The sequence below is a fragment of the Bacteroides propionicigenes genome, from assembly GCF_018390535.1.
GTDB classification, from domain to species: domain Bacteria; phylum Bacteroidota; class Bacteroidia; order Bacteroidales; family Bacteroidaceae; genus Bacteroides; species Bacteroides propionicigenes.
Genome location: NZ_JAHBBW010000002.1, coordinates 332,815 through 351,390, shown reverse-complemented (window position 1 = coordinate 351,390; position 18,576 = coordinate 332,815). Strand labels below are relative to the sequence as shown.

The window sequence follows — 18,576 nt, the reverse complement described above, 5'->3', positions numbered from 1 at the left end:
ATCTATTTTCGGATAAAACGATTGATAACAGGTATTTGATTAAGCGGTAAATCACGCTTTATGATATAAGCTATAAACAAGCACAATAACAGTGTACGGAACGCCATACACAAATAAAGATTCTCAATCGGCACATATTCCGCAGCTACATAAAGCACCGCCGCCAACAACACATAGCGTCCTATCGACTTTAAATCATATTGAATCGGATACTTCTTCTGACCGACAAAATAAGAGAGTAGCATTGCGACTCCGTAGCCCGTAAACCCGGCCCATGCACAAGCCATATAACTGAATCTCGGAATTAAAAGAATGTTCATCACCACCAGAATTGTGCAACCTATCAATGAGAAATAAGCCCCCCAACGCGTTTCATCAATCAGCTTATACCAAAAAGAGAGATTAAAATAAATTCCCATAAAGATTTCCGCAGCCATTACGATAGGAACAACACGCAAACCGGGCCAATAGTCACGCCCGATGATGTGCCGGAGAATATCCAGATAGAACATCACTGCCAGAAAAGCGACCAGTGTAAAGATGATAAAGAACTTCATGGCTTGCGCATATACCTGCTTATTATCCTTATCACGACTTTTACCAAACACAAAAGGCTCGTAAGCATAGCGGAAAGCCTGTGTCAGCATCGCCATCACCATTGCAATCTTACTGGCGGCTCCATAGATACCGAGCTGTACGGTTGCTTCCGTCTCGTCAGGATACACAAAGGGAAAGATGATCTTGTCCGCCACCTGATTCAAAATACCCGCAATGCCCAACACCAACAACGGCAAGCTGTAAGCAAGCATCCGCTTCAACAGCTTTTTATCCAGCACATAAGCGAAGCCGCGCAATTCGGGTATCATGCAAAGCATAATGGTGGAGGTGCATATAAGATTGAAGAGGAATGCGTATGCTACATCATCGCCTTTCATCCAGACATAATAAATCAAGTTCAAAGCTATGTTCAGGAAAATGAACAACAACTTGAGCGCCGCAAACTTAATGGGACGTTTCTTATAACGCAAATAAGCGAAAGGAATACTTTGAATAGCATCCATTGCCACTACAATCATCATCATTCCCACATACCAGGGATGTTCTCCATACTCCAGCCAGTTGGCGATAGGTTGAAGAAACAACAGCCCCAGAGCAAGGAATGTCAGCGCACCGATACCCACACTGAGCAAAGTGGTGGAATACACGCGCATCGGATCATCTTCTCCTTTATTGGCAAAGCGAAAAAAGCCCGTCTCCATACCACACGTCAGCAGCACCAGCAACAAAGCCACCCATGCATAAATATTCGTCACAACCCCATAGCCCCCCGACTGTGCAGACAAGGCCATAGTATATACGGGCACCAACAGATAATTGAGGAAACGCCCCACAATACTGCTCAACCCATAAATGGCAGTTTCTTTTGCCAATGATTTTAATCCAGCCACGTTATTTAGTGTTTATTATACTACGTACCAACCATTTATCAGAAAACGTTAATCATTAAATAACGTCTTCTGACTGTTGTAAAGGCTTCGTCCCAAATGTTTGTAGGCCAGTTCCGTCACTTCACGCCCGCGAGGGGTACGCTTCAGAAAGCCTTCTTTTATGAGGAACGGTTCATAAACTTCTTCGATAGTGCCTGCATCTTCACCCAAAGCTGTAGCAATGGTTGTCAAACCTACCGGACCGCCTTTGAACTTATCAATGATGGTACAAAGTATTTTATTGTCTATCTCATCCAGACCGTATTTATCAATATTAAGCGCTTCGAGGGCAAAGTTAGCGATTTTCGTGTCAATACTGCCCGAACCTTTCACCTGTGCAAAGTCTCTTACACGGCGCAGCAAGGCATTGGCAATACGCGGCGTGCCACGACTACGACCTGCAATCTCCGAAGCAGCCCTTGTAGAACACGGCACATCGAGAATGCTTGCCGAACGGCGAATAATACCGCTCAACACATCGTCGTCATAATACTCCAAATGGAGATTGATTCCGAAACGGGCACGCAACGGAGCTGTCAGCAAACCGCTACGGGTGGTAGCGCCCACCAAAGTAAACGGATTCAAATCAATCTGTATGCTTCGTGCCGACGGGCCTTTGTCTATCATAATATCAATACGATAATCTTCCATAGCCGAGTACAGATACTCTTCCACTACGGGACTCAACCGATGTATTTCGTCGATGAAAAGCACATCATTCGGTTCCAAACTGGTAAGAACACCGGCCAAATCACCCGGCTTGTCGAGCACCGGACCGGAAGTAATCTTGAAACCTACCCCCAATTCGTTGGCTATAATATTGGAAAGCGTAGTCTTTCCCAATCCGGGAGGACCATGAAGCAGCACATGATCCAAGGCTTCTCCCCTGAGACGGGCGGCCTTCACAAAAATACGCAAATTGTCAACTACCTTATCCTGCCCGCTGAAATCCTCAAAGTTCAAAGGGCGGAGAGCGTTCTCAAAGTCACGTTCTTTGCTGGTCAGTTGATGCTCGCGTATGTTAAAATCTTCTTGTTCCATTAAAAATCAGTATATACAGCGACAAAGATAAAGAAATCTTTCAACGTTTCATAAACTCCTTCCTTTCTTCTTCCGGGAATTTCTCTATGGCATAACGCAACATTGTTCGCGGCATCACCTTACAATATTTCTCAAGAAACTGTACCAGCAAGTCCCTATCCCTTTTTCCCATCTCACGCAGCATCCATCCCACTGCTTTCCGCATCAAATCGTGCGGATGATGCAACAATCGTTCCGCAAGAGCCAGAATATCGATGAAATCACCATTTTTGATGAGTGTATAAGTAGAAACTACCGCAATGCGCTGATCCCAAAGCAGTTTACTGTCTGCCAAGCGATAAAGGTCTTCGCGGGATTTATCCTTCAGATATTCTCCCACAATACCCGGGGCGGACAAGTCTACCAAATCCCAGTTATTGATACGCGCCGTTTGCGAAAGATAGAAATCATAAATGAGCTTTCTCCCCTTTTCATCGCTTTTCTTAAAACGTTCCACCAACATCAGCAAAGCACAAAGCCTGCACTCGTGCCACTGACTTTGCAGCAGCTCCGCCATTACCTCAAAAGGAGCATCCTTATGCCGCTTGGCCACCAAACGGGTATTCGGAACCACTACCCCCAAAAATTTATCACCCTCTCCATACTGCCCCTTTCCCGTCTTGAAGAAACGGGGAAGATATTCCTTTTTCACCGGGTCGATATATTCTCTTATCTCCCACTCTATCTCTTTAGCCTGCTGTCTCATATCCTTTATAATTCGTAATCTTATCCGACAAAAATAGCTATTTTTCCACGCTAAATGGAAAGATATTCCTACTTTTGCAGAAAATCAACGCGTTATTTTATGGTTTTAAATTACATCTGGGTAGCATTTTTCGTAATCGCTTTCATTGTGGCGCTCTGCAAACTCCTGTTCATGGGAGATACAGAGATATTTACGGAGCTTGTCAACTCTACATTCGACTCCTCTAAGACAGCATTTGAAATATCATTGGGACTGACGGGTATTCTGTCCTTATGGTTAGGTGTCATGAAAATCGGTGAGAACAGCGGCATGATAAATGCGCTTTCGCGCTGGCTGAGCCCTGTATTCTGCCGTCTCTTTCCGGAGATTCCAAAGGGACATCCCGCCATGGGTTCCATTTTCATGAATCTTTCCGCCAATATGCTGGGACTGGACAATGCCGCTACCCCCATGGGCCTGAAAGCCATGAAAGAACTTCAGGAGCTTAATCCGAAGAAAGATACCGCCACCAACCCGATGATTATGTTTCTGGTAATGAACACATCCGGGCTGATACTGATACCCGTCAGCATCATGATGTACCGTTCGCAAATGGGCGCTGCACAACCTACGGATATTTTCATCCCTACGTTGATTACCACCGCCATCTCCACCGTTGTCGGTGTAACCGCCGTCAGCATCGCACAACGGATAAACTTGCTGAGCAAGCCTATCCTCATTCTGATTGGCTGCATCAGCCTGTTCTTTTCCGGACTTATTTACTTGTTCACTCAAGTAAGCCGCGAAGAAATGGGAGTTTATTCCACATTGGTTGCCAATATCATACTCTTTTCTATCATTCTCCTTTTTATCCTGTGGGGCTTGTGGAGGAAAATTAACGTGTACGATGCCTTTATAGAAGGTGCTAAAGAAGGATTTACAACCGCTATACGCATCATCCCTTATCTGGTGGCTTTCCTCGTTGGAATCGCTGTATTCCGCACTTCAGGAGCAATGGACATCATAGTGGACGGTATCGGTTATATCGTCGGTCTGTTTGGAGTAGATACCAGTTTTGTAGGCGCATTGCCAACGGCATTGATGAAATCGTTAAGCGGCAGTGGAGCCAACGGACTGATGATTGATACAATGAAGGAATACGGAGCCGATTCATTTGTCGGCCGTATGAGTTGCGTGGCACGCGGTGCCTCGGACACTACTTTCTATATCCTTGCCGTTTACTTCGGCAGTGTAGGTATCACGAAAACACGCAATGCCGTTACCTGCGGTCTGATAGCCGACTTTTCCGGTATCATCGCCGCTATCATCATCAGCTATATGTTCTTCTTTTAAAAATACAATAATATGATAAGTTATCAGACAGACGGCGTTGAAATGCCTGCAATCAAGAAGCGCGAAGTTACGGAATGGATTAAAGCCGTTGCCGCCACCTATGAGAAAAAAATCGGTGAAATCGCCTATATTTTCTGTTCGGACGAGAAGATACTCGAAGTAAACCGTCAATATCTCCAACACGATTATTATACGGATATCATCACCTTTGATTATTGCGAAGGAAACCGTCTGAGCGGCGACCTCTTCATCAGCCTTGATACGGTACGCACTAATGCCGAACAGTTTGCCGGCAATGACTACGAACGAGAATTGCATCGTGTCATCATACATGGTATCCTGCATCTTTGCGGTATCAACGATAAAGGTCCGGGCGAACGGGAGATTATGGAGGCTGCCGAAAACAAGGCACTTGCCATGCGGTGAAAAGAGAAGGTTATACTGAGTTTTGAGTTTGCATTATTTCTCGTCACTCGTCACCAATTGCCTTGCATCCCTCTGCAGCAAAGGGTTTGCGGATGTGACGACAAGGGTGACAACGGTGCTGACAAATTATCCTTCGATACCAAAAATAAGCATAAGCCATTATTAATCAAAGCATTACAACAATTACAACTCTTATATAAACAAGCTCTTTTTTGCTAATTCTCCTTTCATTTCCTTGTTTTACCCTATACAAAATACCCCTTTGCTACATACTTTTCTTCGTTTTCCAACTGCGGGCTCTACGGTTGCCAGCTGCGGGCTGTCGGGCACACAGTTGGCAACCGTAGAGCCCGCAGTTGGAAAATGAAGAAAGAAATGTAGTATTAGCACATTTTACATAAAAGAGAAAGAGATTATACAGGCTGCAAGTCTGCATTACACACAAGGAATACGAAAGATTTCAAACGAAGAATTTCCTAAGAATTCACAAGGAAAAGAAAGAAATCGCGGCTACAAAATAACTTTTTAGTAACTTTGCAAGGTTTTAAAAGAGATTGAATGAATGGAGTTTAAGTATGACGTTATTGTAATCGGCGCCGGACATGCCGGTTGTGAAGCCGCTGCCGCTGCCGCAAACTTGGGTTCAAAGACCTGTCTTATTACAATGGACATGAATAAGATAGGTCAAATGAGTTGTAACCCTGCCGTAGGCGGTATTGCCAAAGGACAGATTGTACGCGAAATAGATGCCTTAGGCGGATATATGGGATTGGTGACCGATAAGACAGCTATCCAGTTCCGCATATTGAACCGCTCCAAAGGTCCCGCCATGTGGAGCCCGCGCGCGCAATGCGACCGTAACAAATTCATCTGGGCATGGCGCGAGATTCTGGAAAATACGCCCAACTTGCACATCTGGCAAGACACCGTACGCGAAATTCTCGTTGAAAACGGCGAAGTAGTCGGACTTACCACCCTCTGGGGAGTAACTTTCCGTGCCAAATGCGTTGTGCTGACTGCCGGAACTTTCCTGAACGGACTGATGCACGTGGGACGCACCATGCTTCCGGGAGGACGTATGGCAGAACCCGCATCTTACCAACTGACCGAATCCATCGCCCGACACGGCATCACGTACGGACGAATGAAGACGGGAACTCCCGTACGCATCGACGGACGAAGCGTACACTACGAGGACATGGAGATTCAAGACGGAGAGAACGACTTCCACAAATTCTCTTTTATGAATAACGGCGTACGTCACCTGAAGCAATTGCCATGCTGGACTTGCTTCACCAACGAAGAAGTACACCGCATCCTTCGTGAAGGATTACCGGATTCTCCCCTTTTCAACGGACAGATTCAAAGCATAGGTCCCCGCTATTGCCCCAGTATAGAAACCAAAATCGTAACCTTTCCCGATAAAGGACAGCACCAGCTTTTCTTGGAGCCGGAAGGTGAAACAACTCAGGAACTTTACCTGAACGGCTTCTCTTCTTCCCTGCCCATGAACATACAGATTGAAGCTCTGAAAAAGATTCCGGCATTCCGCGACCTCGTGATTTATCGTCCCGGCTATGCAATAGAATATGATTTCTTCGACCCTACCCAACTAAAACATACGTTGGAAACGAAGAAAATCAAAAACCTCTTCTTTGCCGGACAAGTAAACGGAACAACCGGCTACGAGGAAGCTGCCGGACAAGGAATCATTGCGGGTATCAATGCGCATATCAATTGCCATGGCGGAGAGCCCTTCACCCTTGCACGAGACGAAGCGTATATCGGCGTATTAATCGACGATTTAGTGACCAAGGGCGTTGACGAGCCTTACCGTATGTTTACCTCACGTGCGGAATACCGTATTCTTCTCCGCATGGATGATGCCGACATGAGACTTACCGAAAGAGCATGGAAACTGGGGCTCGCAAAAGAAGACCGCTATGAATTACTAAAGAGCAAACGCGAAGCCATTACAAACATCATAGAGTTCGCACGGAGTTATTCGATGAAACCGGCATTAATTAATCCGGTACTGGAACAGCTCGGCACTACTCCGCTCCGCCAAGGATGCAAGTTGGTAGACTTAATAAACCGCCCGCAAGTAACCCTGGAGAATATGGCAGAGAATGTCAGCGCTTTCCGTCGGGAACTGGATAAAGTTACGGACAGGAAAGATGAAATCATTGAAGCCGCAGAGATACTTATAAAGTACGAGGGTTACATAGGACGCGAGCGAATCATAGCCGACAAACTGGCCCGGCTGGAAAGCATAAAGATAAAAGGGAAATTTGATTATAACTCCATTCAATCCCTTTCTACCGAAGCCCGCCAGAAGTTAGTAAAGATTGACCCGGAAACAATAGCGCAGGCAAGCCGGATTCCGGGAGTGTCGCCAAGTGACATCAACGTACTACTGGTACTTTGCGGGCGATGAGAGCCAACGTTCCACGTGAAACAAAGAATTCAATAAACGTATTAAATAAACTGATTATGAGCAAAGAAACACTTGCTAAGAGCATTCGGGAAATTCCCGATTTCCCAATTCCCGGAATTTTATTCTACGACGTAACTACCTTGTTTAAAAATCCGTCTGCACTGCAAGAGCTTTCAGACACCTTGTATGAAATGTATAAGGACAAAGGTATAACCAAAGTAGTGGGCATAGAATCCAGAGGTTTCATTATGGGTCCCATCCTCGCCACTCGCTTAGGCGCCGGATTCGTACCCATGCGCAAGCCCGGAAAGCTGCCCGCAGAAACAATCGAAGAAAGTTACGACAAGGAGTATGGCAAAGATACGGTACAAATCCACAAGGATGCCATCGAACCGGATGACGTAGTATTGCTGCACGACGACCTCTTGGCTACCGGCGGAACAATGGAAGCCGCCTGCAAATTGGTAAAGAAGATGAATCCCCAAAAGATATACGTAAACTTCATCATCGAATTGAAAGACCTGCACGGAAAGGACGTATTCGGCAAAGACGTAGACGTGGAATCGGTATTGACGCTGTAAAAAGACGATAAGGCTGCAAAGTAGTAATGGAAGAACTAAAGACAAATGATTATTTGAAAGGCATCGTCCTGAACCTTCCCGAGAGTCCCGGCATTTATCAATATCTGAATGCCGAAGGGACAATCATATATGTAGGGAAAGCAAAGAATCTGAAACGCCGGGTATCTTCCTATTTCAACAGAGAACATGAACCGGGAAAAACGCGCGTATTGGTAAGCAAAATAGCCGATATCCGGTATATCGTAGTCAATACGGAGGAAGATGCCTTGCTATTGGAGAACAACCTCATCAAGAAATACAAGCCCCGCTACAATGTATTGCTGAAGGACGACAAAACCTATCCGTCCATCTGCGTGCAAAACGAGTATTTCCCACGCGTATTCAAGACACGAAGAATTATACGCAACGGTTCTTCCTACTACGGCCCGTACAGCCACATACCGTCCATGTATGCACTACTCGACCTCATCAAACACCTCTATCCATTACGTACCTGCAACCTGAATCTCTCTCCCGAAAACATCCGGGCGGGAAAGTTCAATGTATGTTTGGAATATCACATCAAGAACTGTGCAGGACCTTGTATCGGTAAACAAAACCAAGAGGAATACCTTAAAAACATCGCTGAAATAAAGGAAATACTCAAAGGGAATACTCAGGAAATAGAGCGGATGCTATATCAGCAGATGCAGGATTTTGCCGCGGAAATGAAATTTGAAGAAGCGCAGAAAATCAAAGAGAAATACCTGCTGTTAGAGAATTACCGTTCTAAATCGGAGGTAGTGAGCAATGTGCTTCACAATATCGATGTGTTCTCCATTGAGGAAGACAGTGACGAAAAGTCCGCATTCATCAATTATCTGCACATTACGAACGGAGCCATCAACCAAGCTTTCACCTTTGAATATAAAAAACGGCTGAACGAAACGAAAGAAGAACTTCTTTCACTGGGCATTATTGAAATGCGCGAACGGTACAAGAGCCTTTCCCGCGAAATCATTGTACCCTTCGAGTTGGATATGGAACTTAAAGATGTCGTCTTTACCATTCCGCAGCGCGGCGACAAGAAAAAGCTGCTTGAGCTCTCCATTCTAAATGTAAAACAATACAAGGCCGACCGGCTGAAACAAGCTGAAAAGCTGAATCCGGAACAACGCACAGTACGCCTCTTGAAGGAGATTCAGCAGGAATTGCACCTCGACCGACTGCCTATGCAGATAGAATGTTTCGACAATTCCAATATTCAAGGCTCAGACCCCGTTGCGGGATGCGTTGTTTTCATCAAAGGAAAACCGTCTAAAAAGGACTACCGGAAGTACAATATCAAGACCGTGGAAGGCCCGGACGACTATGCATCCATGAAAGAAGTCGTAAGACGGCGTTATCAGCGCGCCATTGAAGAGAATACTCCCCTGCCCGACCTCCTTATCACCGACGGCGGAAAGGGGCAAATGAGCGCCGTAAAAGAGGTTATCGACGAGCTGAACCTGAATATCCCCATTGCCGGACTTGCCAAAGACGGAAAACACCGTACATCGGAACTCTTATACGGATTTCCGCCACAAACAATCGGACTCAAACAAAATTCTCCTCTCTTCCGCCTGCTGACACAGATACAGGACGAAGTACACAGATTTGCCATTACCTTCCATCGGGACAAACGCAGCAAACGGCAGGTAGCATCCGCCTTAGACGAGATAAAAGGCATCGGAGAAAAAACAAAAAATGCCCTGCTAAAGGAATTCAAGAGCGTGAAACGCATCAAAGAAGCCCCTGCAGAAGAGATTGTCAAGGTAATTGGCGAAGCGAAAGCAAAAATCATAAAGGAATACTTTACCGACAAATAGCCCGTCCCTTGTAGATAACAATCACAAATTTATTCGTAACTTTGCAATCTACAAGACTAATTTTAGAACTAAAACATGAGAGTAGTTATACAACGTACCGGATATGCGTCTGTTACCATTAACGGAACTTGTAAGTCCGCCATCCAAACAGGGTTGATGATATTGGTAGGCATAGAGGAAACGGACAGCAAAGAAGATATTGACTGGTTGTGTAAAAAGATTGTCAACCTGCGTGTCTTTGACGACGAGAATGGCGTTATGAACAAATCCATACTCGATATTAATGGTGAAATACTGGTAATCAGCCAGTTCACACTACACGCATCCACTAAAAAAGGCAATCGCCCCTCTTACATCCGGGCGGCAAAACCGGAAATATCCGTCCCGTTATACGAACAATTCTGCAAAGAATTGAGTTTAGCATTAGGTAAAGAAATAGGCACGGGCGAGTTTGGAGCCGACATGAAAGTGGAATTACTGAACGATGGTCCTGTGACTATTTGCATGGATACAAAAAATAAGGAATAATGACGTTAAAAGAAGCACAACAAGAAGTAGACTCCTGGATAAAAAAATTCGGAGTACGATACTTTAGCGAGCTCACCAATATGGCCGTATTGACCGAAGAAGTAGGCGAGCTGGCGCGAGTTATGGCACGCAAATATGGTGACCAATCTTTCAAAAAAGGAGAAAAAGACAACGTTGAAGAAGAAATTGCAGACGTCCTTTGGGTACTTCTCTGCATTGCAAACCAGACCGGAGTTGACATCACCGAAGCCTTTGCACGCAGCATAGAGAAGAAGACCCGACGTGACCAAACAAGACATATCAATAACCCTAAATTATCTGACCATGGAGAATAATGAATCCACCCAGAACAAGTATGACGCCGCCTTGGCAAAGTACAACACCAATCTGAACGATGCTGAAGTAGCTGCAGAAGTAGCTAAAATAATCGCAGAAAAAGTTCCTGCAAACAATACTCCGGAAGTAAAGAAATTCCTGTTCAACTGCATTGACCTCACTACACTCAACAGTACGGACAGCGATGAAAGCGTCATGAAATTTACTCAAAAGGTAAATCAATTTGATGAAGAATTTCCCGACTTGAAGAATGTTGCAGCTATCTGCGTATATCCCAACTTTGCGGAAATAGTAAAGGATACCCTGGAAGTGGAGGATGTAAAGATAGCCTGTGTATCAGCTGGTTTTCCTTCTTCACAGACTTTTATAGAAGTAAAGGTAGCCGAAACCGCCATGGCAATCATGGAAGGAGCCGATGAAATAGACATCGTAATCTCAGTAGGAAAATTCCTGAGCGGAGATTATGAAACCATGTGCGATGAAATACAAGAACTGAAAGCTACTTGCAGAGAAAATCACCTGAAAGTAATTTTGGAAACCGGAGCTTTGAAAACGGCTGCCAACATTAAGAAGGCCTCTATCCTATCCATGTATGCCGGAGCCGATTTCATAAAAACTTCTACCGGAAAACAACAGCCTGCCGCCACCCCAGAAGCTGCATATGTGATGTGCCAAGCCATTAAGGAGTACCATGCACTGACAGGTAATAAGATAGGTTTCAAGCCGGCAGGTGGCATCAACTGCGTAAACGATGCGCTGATTTACTATACCATTGTAAAAGAAGTACTGGGCGAGGAATGGCTGAGCAATGAACTGTTCCGTTTGGGAACCAGCCGCTTGGCAAACCTTCTGCTCTCTGAAATCAAAGGTGAAGAAATGAAGTTCTTTTAAGAACTGACCTTAATCGCCACTCATGAGGATATGACAGAATGATAGAGCTTTTACATTTTGACATATCCTCTTGAATGGCAGAGTGAAATTATTTTTCGCGTTCCACTACATAATCCAGATAACAAATCAGTGCTTTCTTTACGTCCGTATCTTCCATAGAATCCAATAATGAAAGCGCTTTTTCCTTAAATTCCACCATGACTTTCGTGGCATATTCAATGCCGCCATGTTCTTTGGTAAACTCGATCAATCGGGCTATTTCATCAGTTGTAGCCGTTCCGTTCTTCACTTTTACGGCAATCTCCTTCGCCTGTTCATCGCGGGTGGAATTAAGGGCATAAAGTGCAGGTAAAGTCAGCTTTCCTTCCAGCATATCATTGCCGGTAGGCTTACCGATTTCCTTGCTTTCATAATAATCGAATATATCGTCTTTAATCTGAAAGCAAAGGCCGATGTACTCGCCAAAGAGACGTGCATATTCCGCCTTTTCATCGCTGACTCCCACCGAAAGCGCACCTGCCTTCATGCACGCGGCAAACAATACAGCCGTCTTCTTGCGAATGACATCAAAGTAAATATCTTCGGAATATTCGGGGTTACTGACATTAGAAAGCTGCAGCAACTCTCCTTCCGCCAAATCCTGCCCCAAGTTGGAAACAACATCTATAATGGCGTAATTACGCGTCATCCCTACTTCTACTAAAGCCGTTGCCAGCAAATAATCGCCTGTAAGCACTGCTACCTTGTTATTAAAGATAGCATTTACAGAGAGTTGCCCCCGACGTTCGGTACTCTCGTCCACTACATCATCGTGCACCAAGCTCGCCGTATGCAGAAGTTCCAAGGCAACCGCAGCATGAAGCGTTGCCGGACAAATCTCATTGTACAGCTTCGCGGCAAGCAAGACCAAAATAGGGCGCATCATCTTTCCATTCTTCTGCCGTATATGCGCAATTACGCTATTCAGCAAAAGATTAGAACTGGAAAGGCAACTATCAAAATGCTTTTTGAAGTCTTCCAACTCCGCAGAAATCGGGGATTTTATGAGGGATATACTGTCCATACATCGCTATTTGAGCACAAAAATAGTAATAAAACAGTTAATACGGTATTTTTTTGTACTTTTACCATGAAAAAAAAGGATAAATCTATGAATTCAACCGATAAACTTTTCTTGCTTGATGCCTACGCACTGATATATCGCTCTTATTATGCGTTCATCAAGAATCCGCGAATCAACTCCAAAGGATTCAATACTTCAGCCATTTTGGGATTTGTAAATACCCTCGAAGAAGTGCTGAAAAAGGAGAATCCAACACATATAGGAGTAGCTTTTGATCCTTCGGGACCGACATTCCGCCACGAAGCTTACGAACAATATAAGGCGCAACGGGAAGAAACTCCCGAAGCTATCCGTCTTTCCGTACCTATTATAAAAGACATTATCCGCGCTTACCGTATTCCTATCTTGGAAGTTCCCGGTTATGAAGCCGATGATGTGATAGGCACACTTGCCACCGAAGCCGGAAAACAAGGTATCACCACTTATATGATGACCCCCGATAAAGACTACGGTCAACTGGTATCGGACAACGTATTTATGTACCGCCCCAAACATAGCGGCGGATTTGAAATCATGGGCATCGAAGAGATAAAAGCCAAATTCGATATTCAGTCCACAGAGCAAGTCATCGATATGCTGGGACTGATGGGAGACTCTTCCGACAATATCCCCGGCTGTCCGGGCGTGGGAGAGAAAACCGCACAGAAACTGGTAGCGGAATTCGGCAGTATCGAAAACCTGCTTGCCCACACTGACCAACTGAAAGGTGCGCTTAAAACCAAAGTAGAGGCAAACCGGGAAATGATTACTTTCTCCAAATTCCTCGCAACTATCAAAGTAGATGTGCCCATTAAGCTCGACATGAGTACACTCGTTCGCGAAGAACCGGATGAAGAAGAACTCCGCAAGATTTTCGAGGAACTGGAATTCCGTACGCTCATCAACCGTGTCCTGAAAAAGGCGGATACTCCCCTTCCCTCTTCTTCCGGCTCCGCCGCACCCGATCCTTATGCCGGAACTTTGTTTGCCCGGCCAACCGATAGCGCAGCTTCCGAAAACAACGCTCCCGCTCAAGGCGATTTGTTTGCAAATTTTGCAGACAACGGGGCGGGCGATGCAAAAAAATCAAATCTCACGCGATTAGAAATGCTCGATGTAGACTATCAACTCATTGATACAGAAGAAAAAAGAAAGGAAATTATTCAAAAGTTACTTACAACAGAAATTCTCTCAATAGATACCGAGACTACCGGAACCGAACCAATGGAAGCCGAATTGGTGGGAATGAGCTTCAGTGACACCGAAAACCGGGCCTACTATGTTCCTGTTCCGGCAAATCGCGACGAAGCGCTAAAAATCGTAAATGAATTCCGCCCTCTTTATGAAAATGAAAACTCCATGAAAGTAGGACAGAATATCAAATACGATATGATTATTCTTCAAAATTACGGAGTACAGGTGAAGGGAAAACTTTTCGACACTATGCTCGCCCATTATGTATTGCAACCGGAACTTCGGCACAACATGGACTACCTTGCCGAAATTTATCTGCACTATCAGACCATTCATATCGATGAACTCATTGGAAGCAGAGGAAAGAACCAAAAGAGTATGCGAGACCTTCCGCCGGAAGATGTGTATCGTTACGCCTGCGAAGATGCGGACGTTACACTGAAACTGAAGAACATCCTCGAAAAAGAATTGAAAGAACAGTCTGTCGAGCATCTCTTTTATGAAATTGAAATGCCGCTTGTGCCTGTGCTCGTCAATATCGAAAGCAACGGAGTGCGTATTGATACGGAAGCCCTCAAACAATCGTCCGAACATTTCACGCTTCGCCTGCAGGAGATTGAAAAAGAAATCTATGCACTGGCGGGTGACGAAACCTTCAACATCTCCTCCCCTAAGCAGGTGGGCGAAGTGCTGTTTGACAAACTCAAAATCGTAGAAAAAGCAAAAAAGACTAAAACCGGCCAGTATGTTACTTCCGAAGAAGTACTTGAAAGCCTTCGGAACAAACACGAAATCATCGGCAAGATACTTGAGTACCGCGGACTAAAGAAACTGTTAAGCACCTATATCGACGCGCTGCCCCAACTGATAAATCCACGTACGGGGCACATCCATACCTCCTTCAACCAAGCGGTAACCGCTACCGGACGGCTCAGTTCCAGCAACCCGAACCTGCAGAACATCCCCATCCGTGACGAAGACGGCAAGGAAATCCGCAAAGCCTTCATCCCCGATGACGGATGCGAATTCTTCTCCGCCGACTACTCACAGATTGAACTGCGCATCATGGCCCATCTGAGTCAAGACAAGAATATGGTTGATGCCTTCCTCAGCGGTTATGACATCCATGCTGCCACTGCCGCTAAAATATATAAGGTGGATATTAACGATGTAACCGCCGATATGCGTCGCAAAGCCAAAACAGCCAACTTCGGTATCATCTACGGCATCTCCGTATTCGGACTGGCAGAACGCATGAATGTTCCCCGCCAAGAAGCCAAAGAACTGATAGACGGATATTTCGAGACCTATCCGCAAGTTAAAGAATACATGGACAGAAGCATACAGGTGGCACGCGAAAACGGATATGTAGAAACCATCTTCCACCGCAAACGCTTCCTGCCCGACATCAACTCCCGCAATGCCGTAGTACGCGGTTATGCAGAGCGCAATGCCATCAACGCCCCTATTCAAGGAAGTGCTGCCGACATCATCAAAGTAGCTATGGCACTCATCTATCAGCGCCTTCAAAGTAACAATCTGAAAGCAAAGATGATTTTGCAGGTCCACGATGAGCTGAATTTCAGCGTTCCTGAGGCAGAAAAAGAGATTATACAGAAAATTGTAATCGAAGAAATGGAACGGGCATATCATATGCTGGTACCTCTGAAAGCTGATTTTGGCTGGGGAAAGAACTGGTTGGAAGCACACTAATCCGGTCTATAACTTTATTTAACTTACAATCAGAAAGCAACGGAAGTAATCGCTTTAAAATACAGTTTGCTCATCAGAATATCCGGCATCTTCACTGCCGGATATTTTTTGTTCATTAATCTTTCCAAAAAGAAAGCATATAAACCTATCACCGTTTGACATATTGATAAAATAAATCCCAAATATTTTATTTATGTCAAAGTATTGCGTACATTTGCAGCGTAATCAATGACATATTGATAGAAAATAGCAAGTACAACTCTAAAAACATAAAGCTATGAAAACTTTAAAAACTTTGATTTTATTCTCTTTTCTTTTTGTATGTGGAATGAGCGCATCAGCAGACAACAAAAGTAACCTTATTTACAATTCGGAAGAAGTAAATGGAGTAAAGGTCGCTGAAACTGTTTATAAAATGGACGGCAGCACACTTGCCAACTATATGAAGTACAATTATAAGTACGATGACCAGAACCGCATGACAGAAAGCGAAGCCCTGAAATGGAACGCTGTTAAGAACACATGGACCAATGATATGTGCATCCGTTATGCCTATCAAGGCAAGTCGGTTACCACTACTTATTACAAATGGAACAATAGAAAGAATACATACGTCCTTATCCCTGAAATGACAGTGACAATGGATAACCCTAATATGTAATCTATCCATTCTCTCTTAAATACTCTAATTGCTAACAATAACCCAAAACCTTTCTATATAAAAAGGGGGTTGTCAAAATGTAAAAGTCCCATCATTCTGTCATTCTGAACGCAGTGAAGAATCTCTTCTCTGCATACATTAGAGAGAAGATTCTTCGTCGCAAGCTCCTCTGAATGACAGAATGATAGGACTTTTACATTTTGACACACCTCTTTTTTTTGTACTTTTGCCTTCCAATAAAGAATATAGAAGCATGATACCTCAAACACTTACCCGCTACATCGAGACAGAAATCATCCCCCGATACGAACACTTTGACAAGGCACACAGCCTCTCGCATGTACAAACAGTCATTGAGGAAAGCCTTGCTCTTGCCAGACTCTATCCCCAAGCAGACGAACGTCTTGTCTACGCCATAGCAGCCTACCACGATACAGGACTATGCCGAGACCGTGCCACGCATCACCTCGTTTCGGGAGAAATCATAGCGGCAGACACCAGCCTTCTACAATGGTTCAGCAAAGAAGAGATAAAGATTATGCGCGAAGCCGTAGAAGATCACCGGGCATCCACCGACCATGAGCCACGCAGTATTTACGGCAAAATCGTAGCTGAAGCCGACCGTATCATCGACTCTGACATCACCCTGCGCCGTACCGTACAATACGGATTGAAGCAAAATCCAACGGCAGACGAAGCATGGCACTACCGGCGTTTCCACAAACATCTGATGGAGAAGTACGCTCCCGGCGGCTATCTGAAACTCTGGTTTCCTAATTCCAAGAATGCGGAACGGCTGAAAGAACTGCAAGCCATCATTGCTGATGAAAAACAACTGAAGTCCGTTTTCCACCGACTGTATACTGAGGAAAGACAATAGAAAAATCCGCTGTATACCATTTTGTACAACACAATGATGCCCATTCCTTTGATTTATTTCAGATTCTTATTGAAAAAACTTTCTATTTTATCAAAAGGAATGACGCTAAGTCCGTCATACAAATCTGTATGGTTTGCACCTGCGACAACGACAAACTCCTTATTATCCCCTTTCAAAAGAGCGTACACATCTTTACCAAAATAGAACGAATGCGCCTTGTCGCCATGCACAATCATCACTGCGTTTTCCAATTCACCGGCATAATCAAAGAATTTGAAATTAAGAAAAGGAAGATTGGAGGTAACGTTCCAGCCGTTGTTTGAATTGAGCGAACGTTTGTGATAGCCACGTGGAGTTTTGTAGTAGGCGTAATAGTCTTTCACGAACTGGGGTACATCATCAGGCAGAGGGTCAACAACTCCACCTCCCGACTTGTAAAAGCCGTTTTTATAATCTTCGGTACGCTGCGCAGCCATTGCCGCGCGTTTGGAATTGCGTTGTTCTGCCGTGTTTTCAGAGTCAAAATATCCGTTGGCATTTACACGCGTCATGTCATACATGGTGGATGCCACAGTAGCTTTTATACGTGGGTCGTTGATAGCTGCCTGTATGGCTATTCCTCCCCAACCGCAAATACCTAAGATACCTATTTTCGCGGAATCCACGTCCTCACGGTTCATCAGATAGTCAACGGCTGCACTGAAATCTTCCGTGTTAATGTCGGGAGAAGCCACATAGCGCGGTTCCCCTCCGCTTTCTCCGGTATACGAAGGATCGAAGGCAATCGTAAGGAAACCTCTTTCAGCAAGCTGCTGGGCATACAGTCCGGAAGACTGCTCCTTGACAGCTCCGAATGGTCCGCTGACAGCGATTGCCGGAAGTTTCCCTGAAGCATTTACAGGCGCATAAAGGTCTGCCACCAGCGTAATACCATAACGATTATGGAAAGTTATCTTACTATGGTTTACTTTGTCGCTTTTGGGAAAAGTCTTGTCCCATTCTGAAGTTAGATTAAGTGTATTCATTTGATTTGCTGAATTTGTTTCGTTGTTTGTTCTGCTATTATTACAGCCCATAAGTATGCAGGAACTTATGAACAAGGCAATGACTGCTGATTTGAAAATTTTGGTATTCATTGTTAATCAGATTTTATATTATCAATATACTTAGACGGGTGTTGTCGCTCTGCTCACGCATGAAAGCAATCATTTTTTCGCCTGCCAACGGTTCGCCCGCTGCAATCATCTGTTGGAAATATTCTACATTCATATCATTTAGCGGTTTTTACTCATATCTATTCTATTATTAGTCTGTCTTTAAGTGCAAAAATAGTGGGAAACATTTTACGGCATAGTAGATGAATTACGGATATTAT

Annotated in this window: 16 protein-coding genes; 11 read left to right on the top strand and 5 right to left on the bottom strand. The window is 44.6% G+C overall.

Annotated elements, in window-relative coordinates:
* Nucleotides 1-2: 2 nt before the first annotated feature.
* Genes KG118_RS04240 through KG118_RS04230 form a run of 3 tightly spaced genes read right to left on the bottom strand, consistent with a single transcriptional unit; the run spans nt 3 to nt 3,273 of the window.
* Nucleotides 3-1,448, bottom strand: coding sequence for a lipopolysaccharide biosynthesis protein (locus tag KG118_RS04240; RefSeq protein ID WP_117710518.1), 1,446 nt, complete (start codon nt 1,446-1,448; stop codon nt 3-5).
* A 48-nt stretch (nt 1,449-1,496) separates the two neighbouring features.
* Nucleotides 1,497-2,528 (bottom strand): Holliday junction branch migration DNA helicase RuvB, encoded by a 1,032-nt coding sequence (gene ruvB, locus KG118_RS04235; protein ID WP_117710517.1) that lies wholly within the window; start codon nt 2,526-2,528, stop codon nt 1,497-1,499.
* Nucleotides 2,529-2,568: 40 nt separating this feature from the next.
* Nucleotides 2,569-3,273 (bottom strand): DNA alkylation repair protein, encoded by a 705-nt coding sequence (locus tag KG118_RS04230; protein ID WP_117710516.1) that lies wholly within the window; start codon nt 3,271-3,273, stop codon nt 2,569-2,571.
* Nucleotides 3,274-3,372: 99 nt separating this feature from the next.
* Here KG118_RS04230 and KG118_RS04225 point away from each other — a divergent pair, with 99 nt between their 5' ends.
* The 8 genes from KG118_RS04225 to deoC all read left to right on the top strand — a co-directional run bounded on the left by KG118_RS04225 (nt 3,373) and on the right by deoC (nt 11,651).
* On the top strand, nt 3,373-4,605 hold the full coding sequence (locus KG118_RS04225; RefSeq protein WP_117710515.1) for a nucleoside recognition domain-containing protein: 1,233 nt from the start codon (nt 3,373-3,375) through the stop codon (nt 4,603-4,605).
* 12 nt (nt 4,606-4,617) lie between these two features.
* Entirely contained in the window at nt 4,618-5,031 is a 414-nt protein-coding gene (gene ybeY / locus KG118_RS04220; RefSeq protein WP_117710514.1) for an rRNA maturation RNase YbeY, read from the top strand.
* 562 nt (nt 5,032-5,593) lie between these two features.
* The gene (gene mnmG / locus KG118_RS04215) at nt 5,594-7,468 is read left to right on the top strand and encodes a tRNA uridine-5-carboxymethylaminomethyl(34) synthesis enzyme MnmG (protein ID WP_117710513.1); all 1,875 of its coding nucleotides are present in this window, start codon (nt 5,594-5,596) and stop codon (nt 7,466-7,468) included.
* A 56-nt stretch (nt 7,469-7,524) separates the two neighbouring features.
* Nucleotides 7,525-8,049: an adenine phosphoribosyltransferase gene (locus KG118_RS04210; protein WP_199598723.1), complete on the top strand. Its 525-nt coding sequence runs from the start codon at nt 7,525-7,527 to the stop codon at nt 8,047-8,049.
* 26 nt (nt 8,050-8,075) lie between these two features.
* Entirely contained in the window at nt 8,076-9,896 is a 1,821-nt protein-coding gene (uvrC, locus tag KG118_RS04205) for an excinuclease ABC subunit UvrC (protein WP_117710512.1), read from the top strand.
* A gap of 75 nt (nt 9,897-9,971) precedes the next feature.
* The gene (gene dtd, locus KG118_RS04200) at nt 9,972-10,424 is read left to right on the top strand and encodes a D-aminoacyl-tRNA deacylase (RefSeq protein WP_117710511.1); all 453 of its coding nucleotides are present in this window, start codon (nt 9,972-9,974) and stop codon (nt 10,422-10,424) included.
* Nucleotides 10,424-10,759, top strand: coding sequence for a nucleotide pyrophosphohydrolase (locus KG118_RS04195; protein WP_117710510.1), 336 nt, complete (start codon nt 10,424-10,426; stop codon nt 10,757-10,759). Before dtd ends, KG118_RS04195 begins: the two co-directional genes overlap by 1 nt.
* Entirely contained in the window at nt 10,749-11,651 is a 903-nt protein-coding gene (gene deoC, locus KG118_RS04190) for a deoxyribose-phosphate aldolase (protein WP_117710509.1), read from the top strand. Before KG118_RS04195 ends, deoC begins: the two co-directional genes overlap by 11 nt.
* Nucleotides 11,652-11,739: 88 nt before the next feature.
* Here the strand turns inward: deoC and KG118_RS04185 are convergent, their stop codons facing one another.
* Entirely contained in the window at nt 11,740-12,714 is a 975-nt protein-coding gene (locus KG118_RS04185) for a polyprenyl synthetase family protein (RefSeq protein WP_117710508.1), read from the bottom strand.
* A gap of 87 nt (nt 12,715-12,801) precedes the next feature.
* Between KG118_RS04185 and polA the strand changes: the two genes are divergently transcribed.
* From polA to KG118_RS04170, 3 genes are all read left to right on the top strand, one after another.
* On the top strand, nt 12,802-15,660 hold the full coding sequence (gene polA / locus KG118_RS04180; protein ID WP_117710600.1) for a DNA polymerase I: 2,859 nt from the start codon (nt 12,802-12,804) through the stop codon (nt 15,658-15,660).
* Nucleotides 15,661-15,937: 277 nt separating this feature from the next.
* Nucleotides 15,938-16,321: a DUF3836 domain-containing protein gene (locus KG118_RS04175; RefSeq protein WP_117710507.1), complete on the top strand. Its 384-nt coding sequence runs from the start codon at nt 15,938-15,940 to the stop codon at nt 16,319-16,321.
* Between the two features lie 253 nt (nt 16,322-16,574).
* Entirely contained in the window at nt 16,575-17,201 is a 627-nt protein-coding gene (locus KG118_RS04170) for an HD domain-containing protein (RefSeq protein ID WP_117710506.1), read from the top strand.
* 53 nt (nt 17,202-17,254) lie between these two features.
* Here KG118_RS04170 and KG118_RS04165 read toward each other — a convergent pair whose 3' ends face one another.
* On the bottom strand, nt 17,255-18,277 hold the full coding sequence (locus tag KG118_RS04165; RefSeq protein ID WP_233514846.1) for an alpha/beta hydrolase: 1,023 nt from the start codon (nt 18,275-18,277) through the stop codon (nt 17,255-17,257).
* Nucleotides 18,278-18,576: the final 299 nt, after the last annotated feature.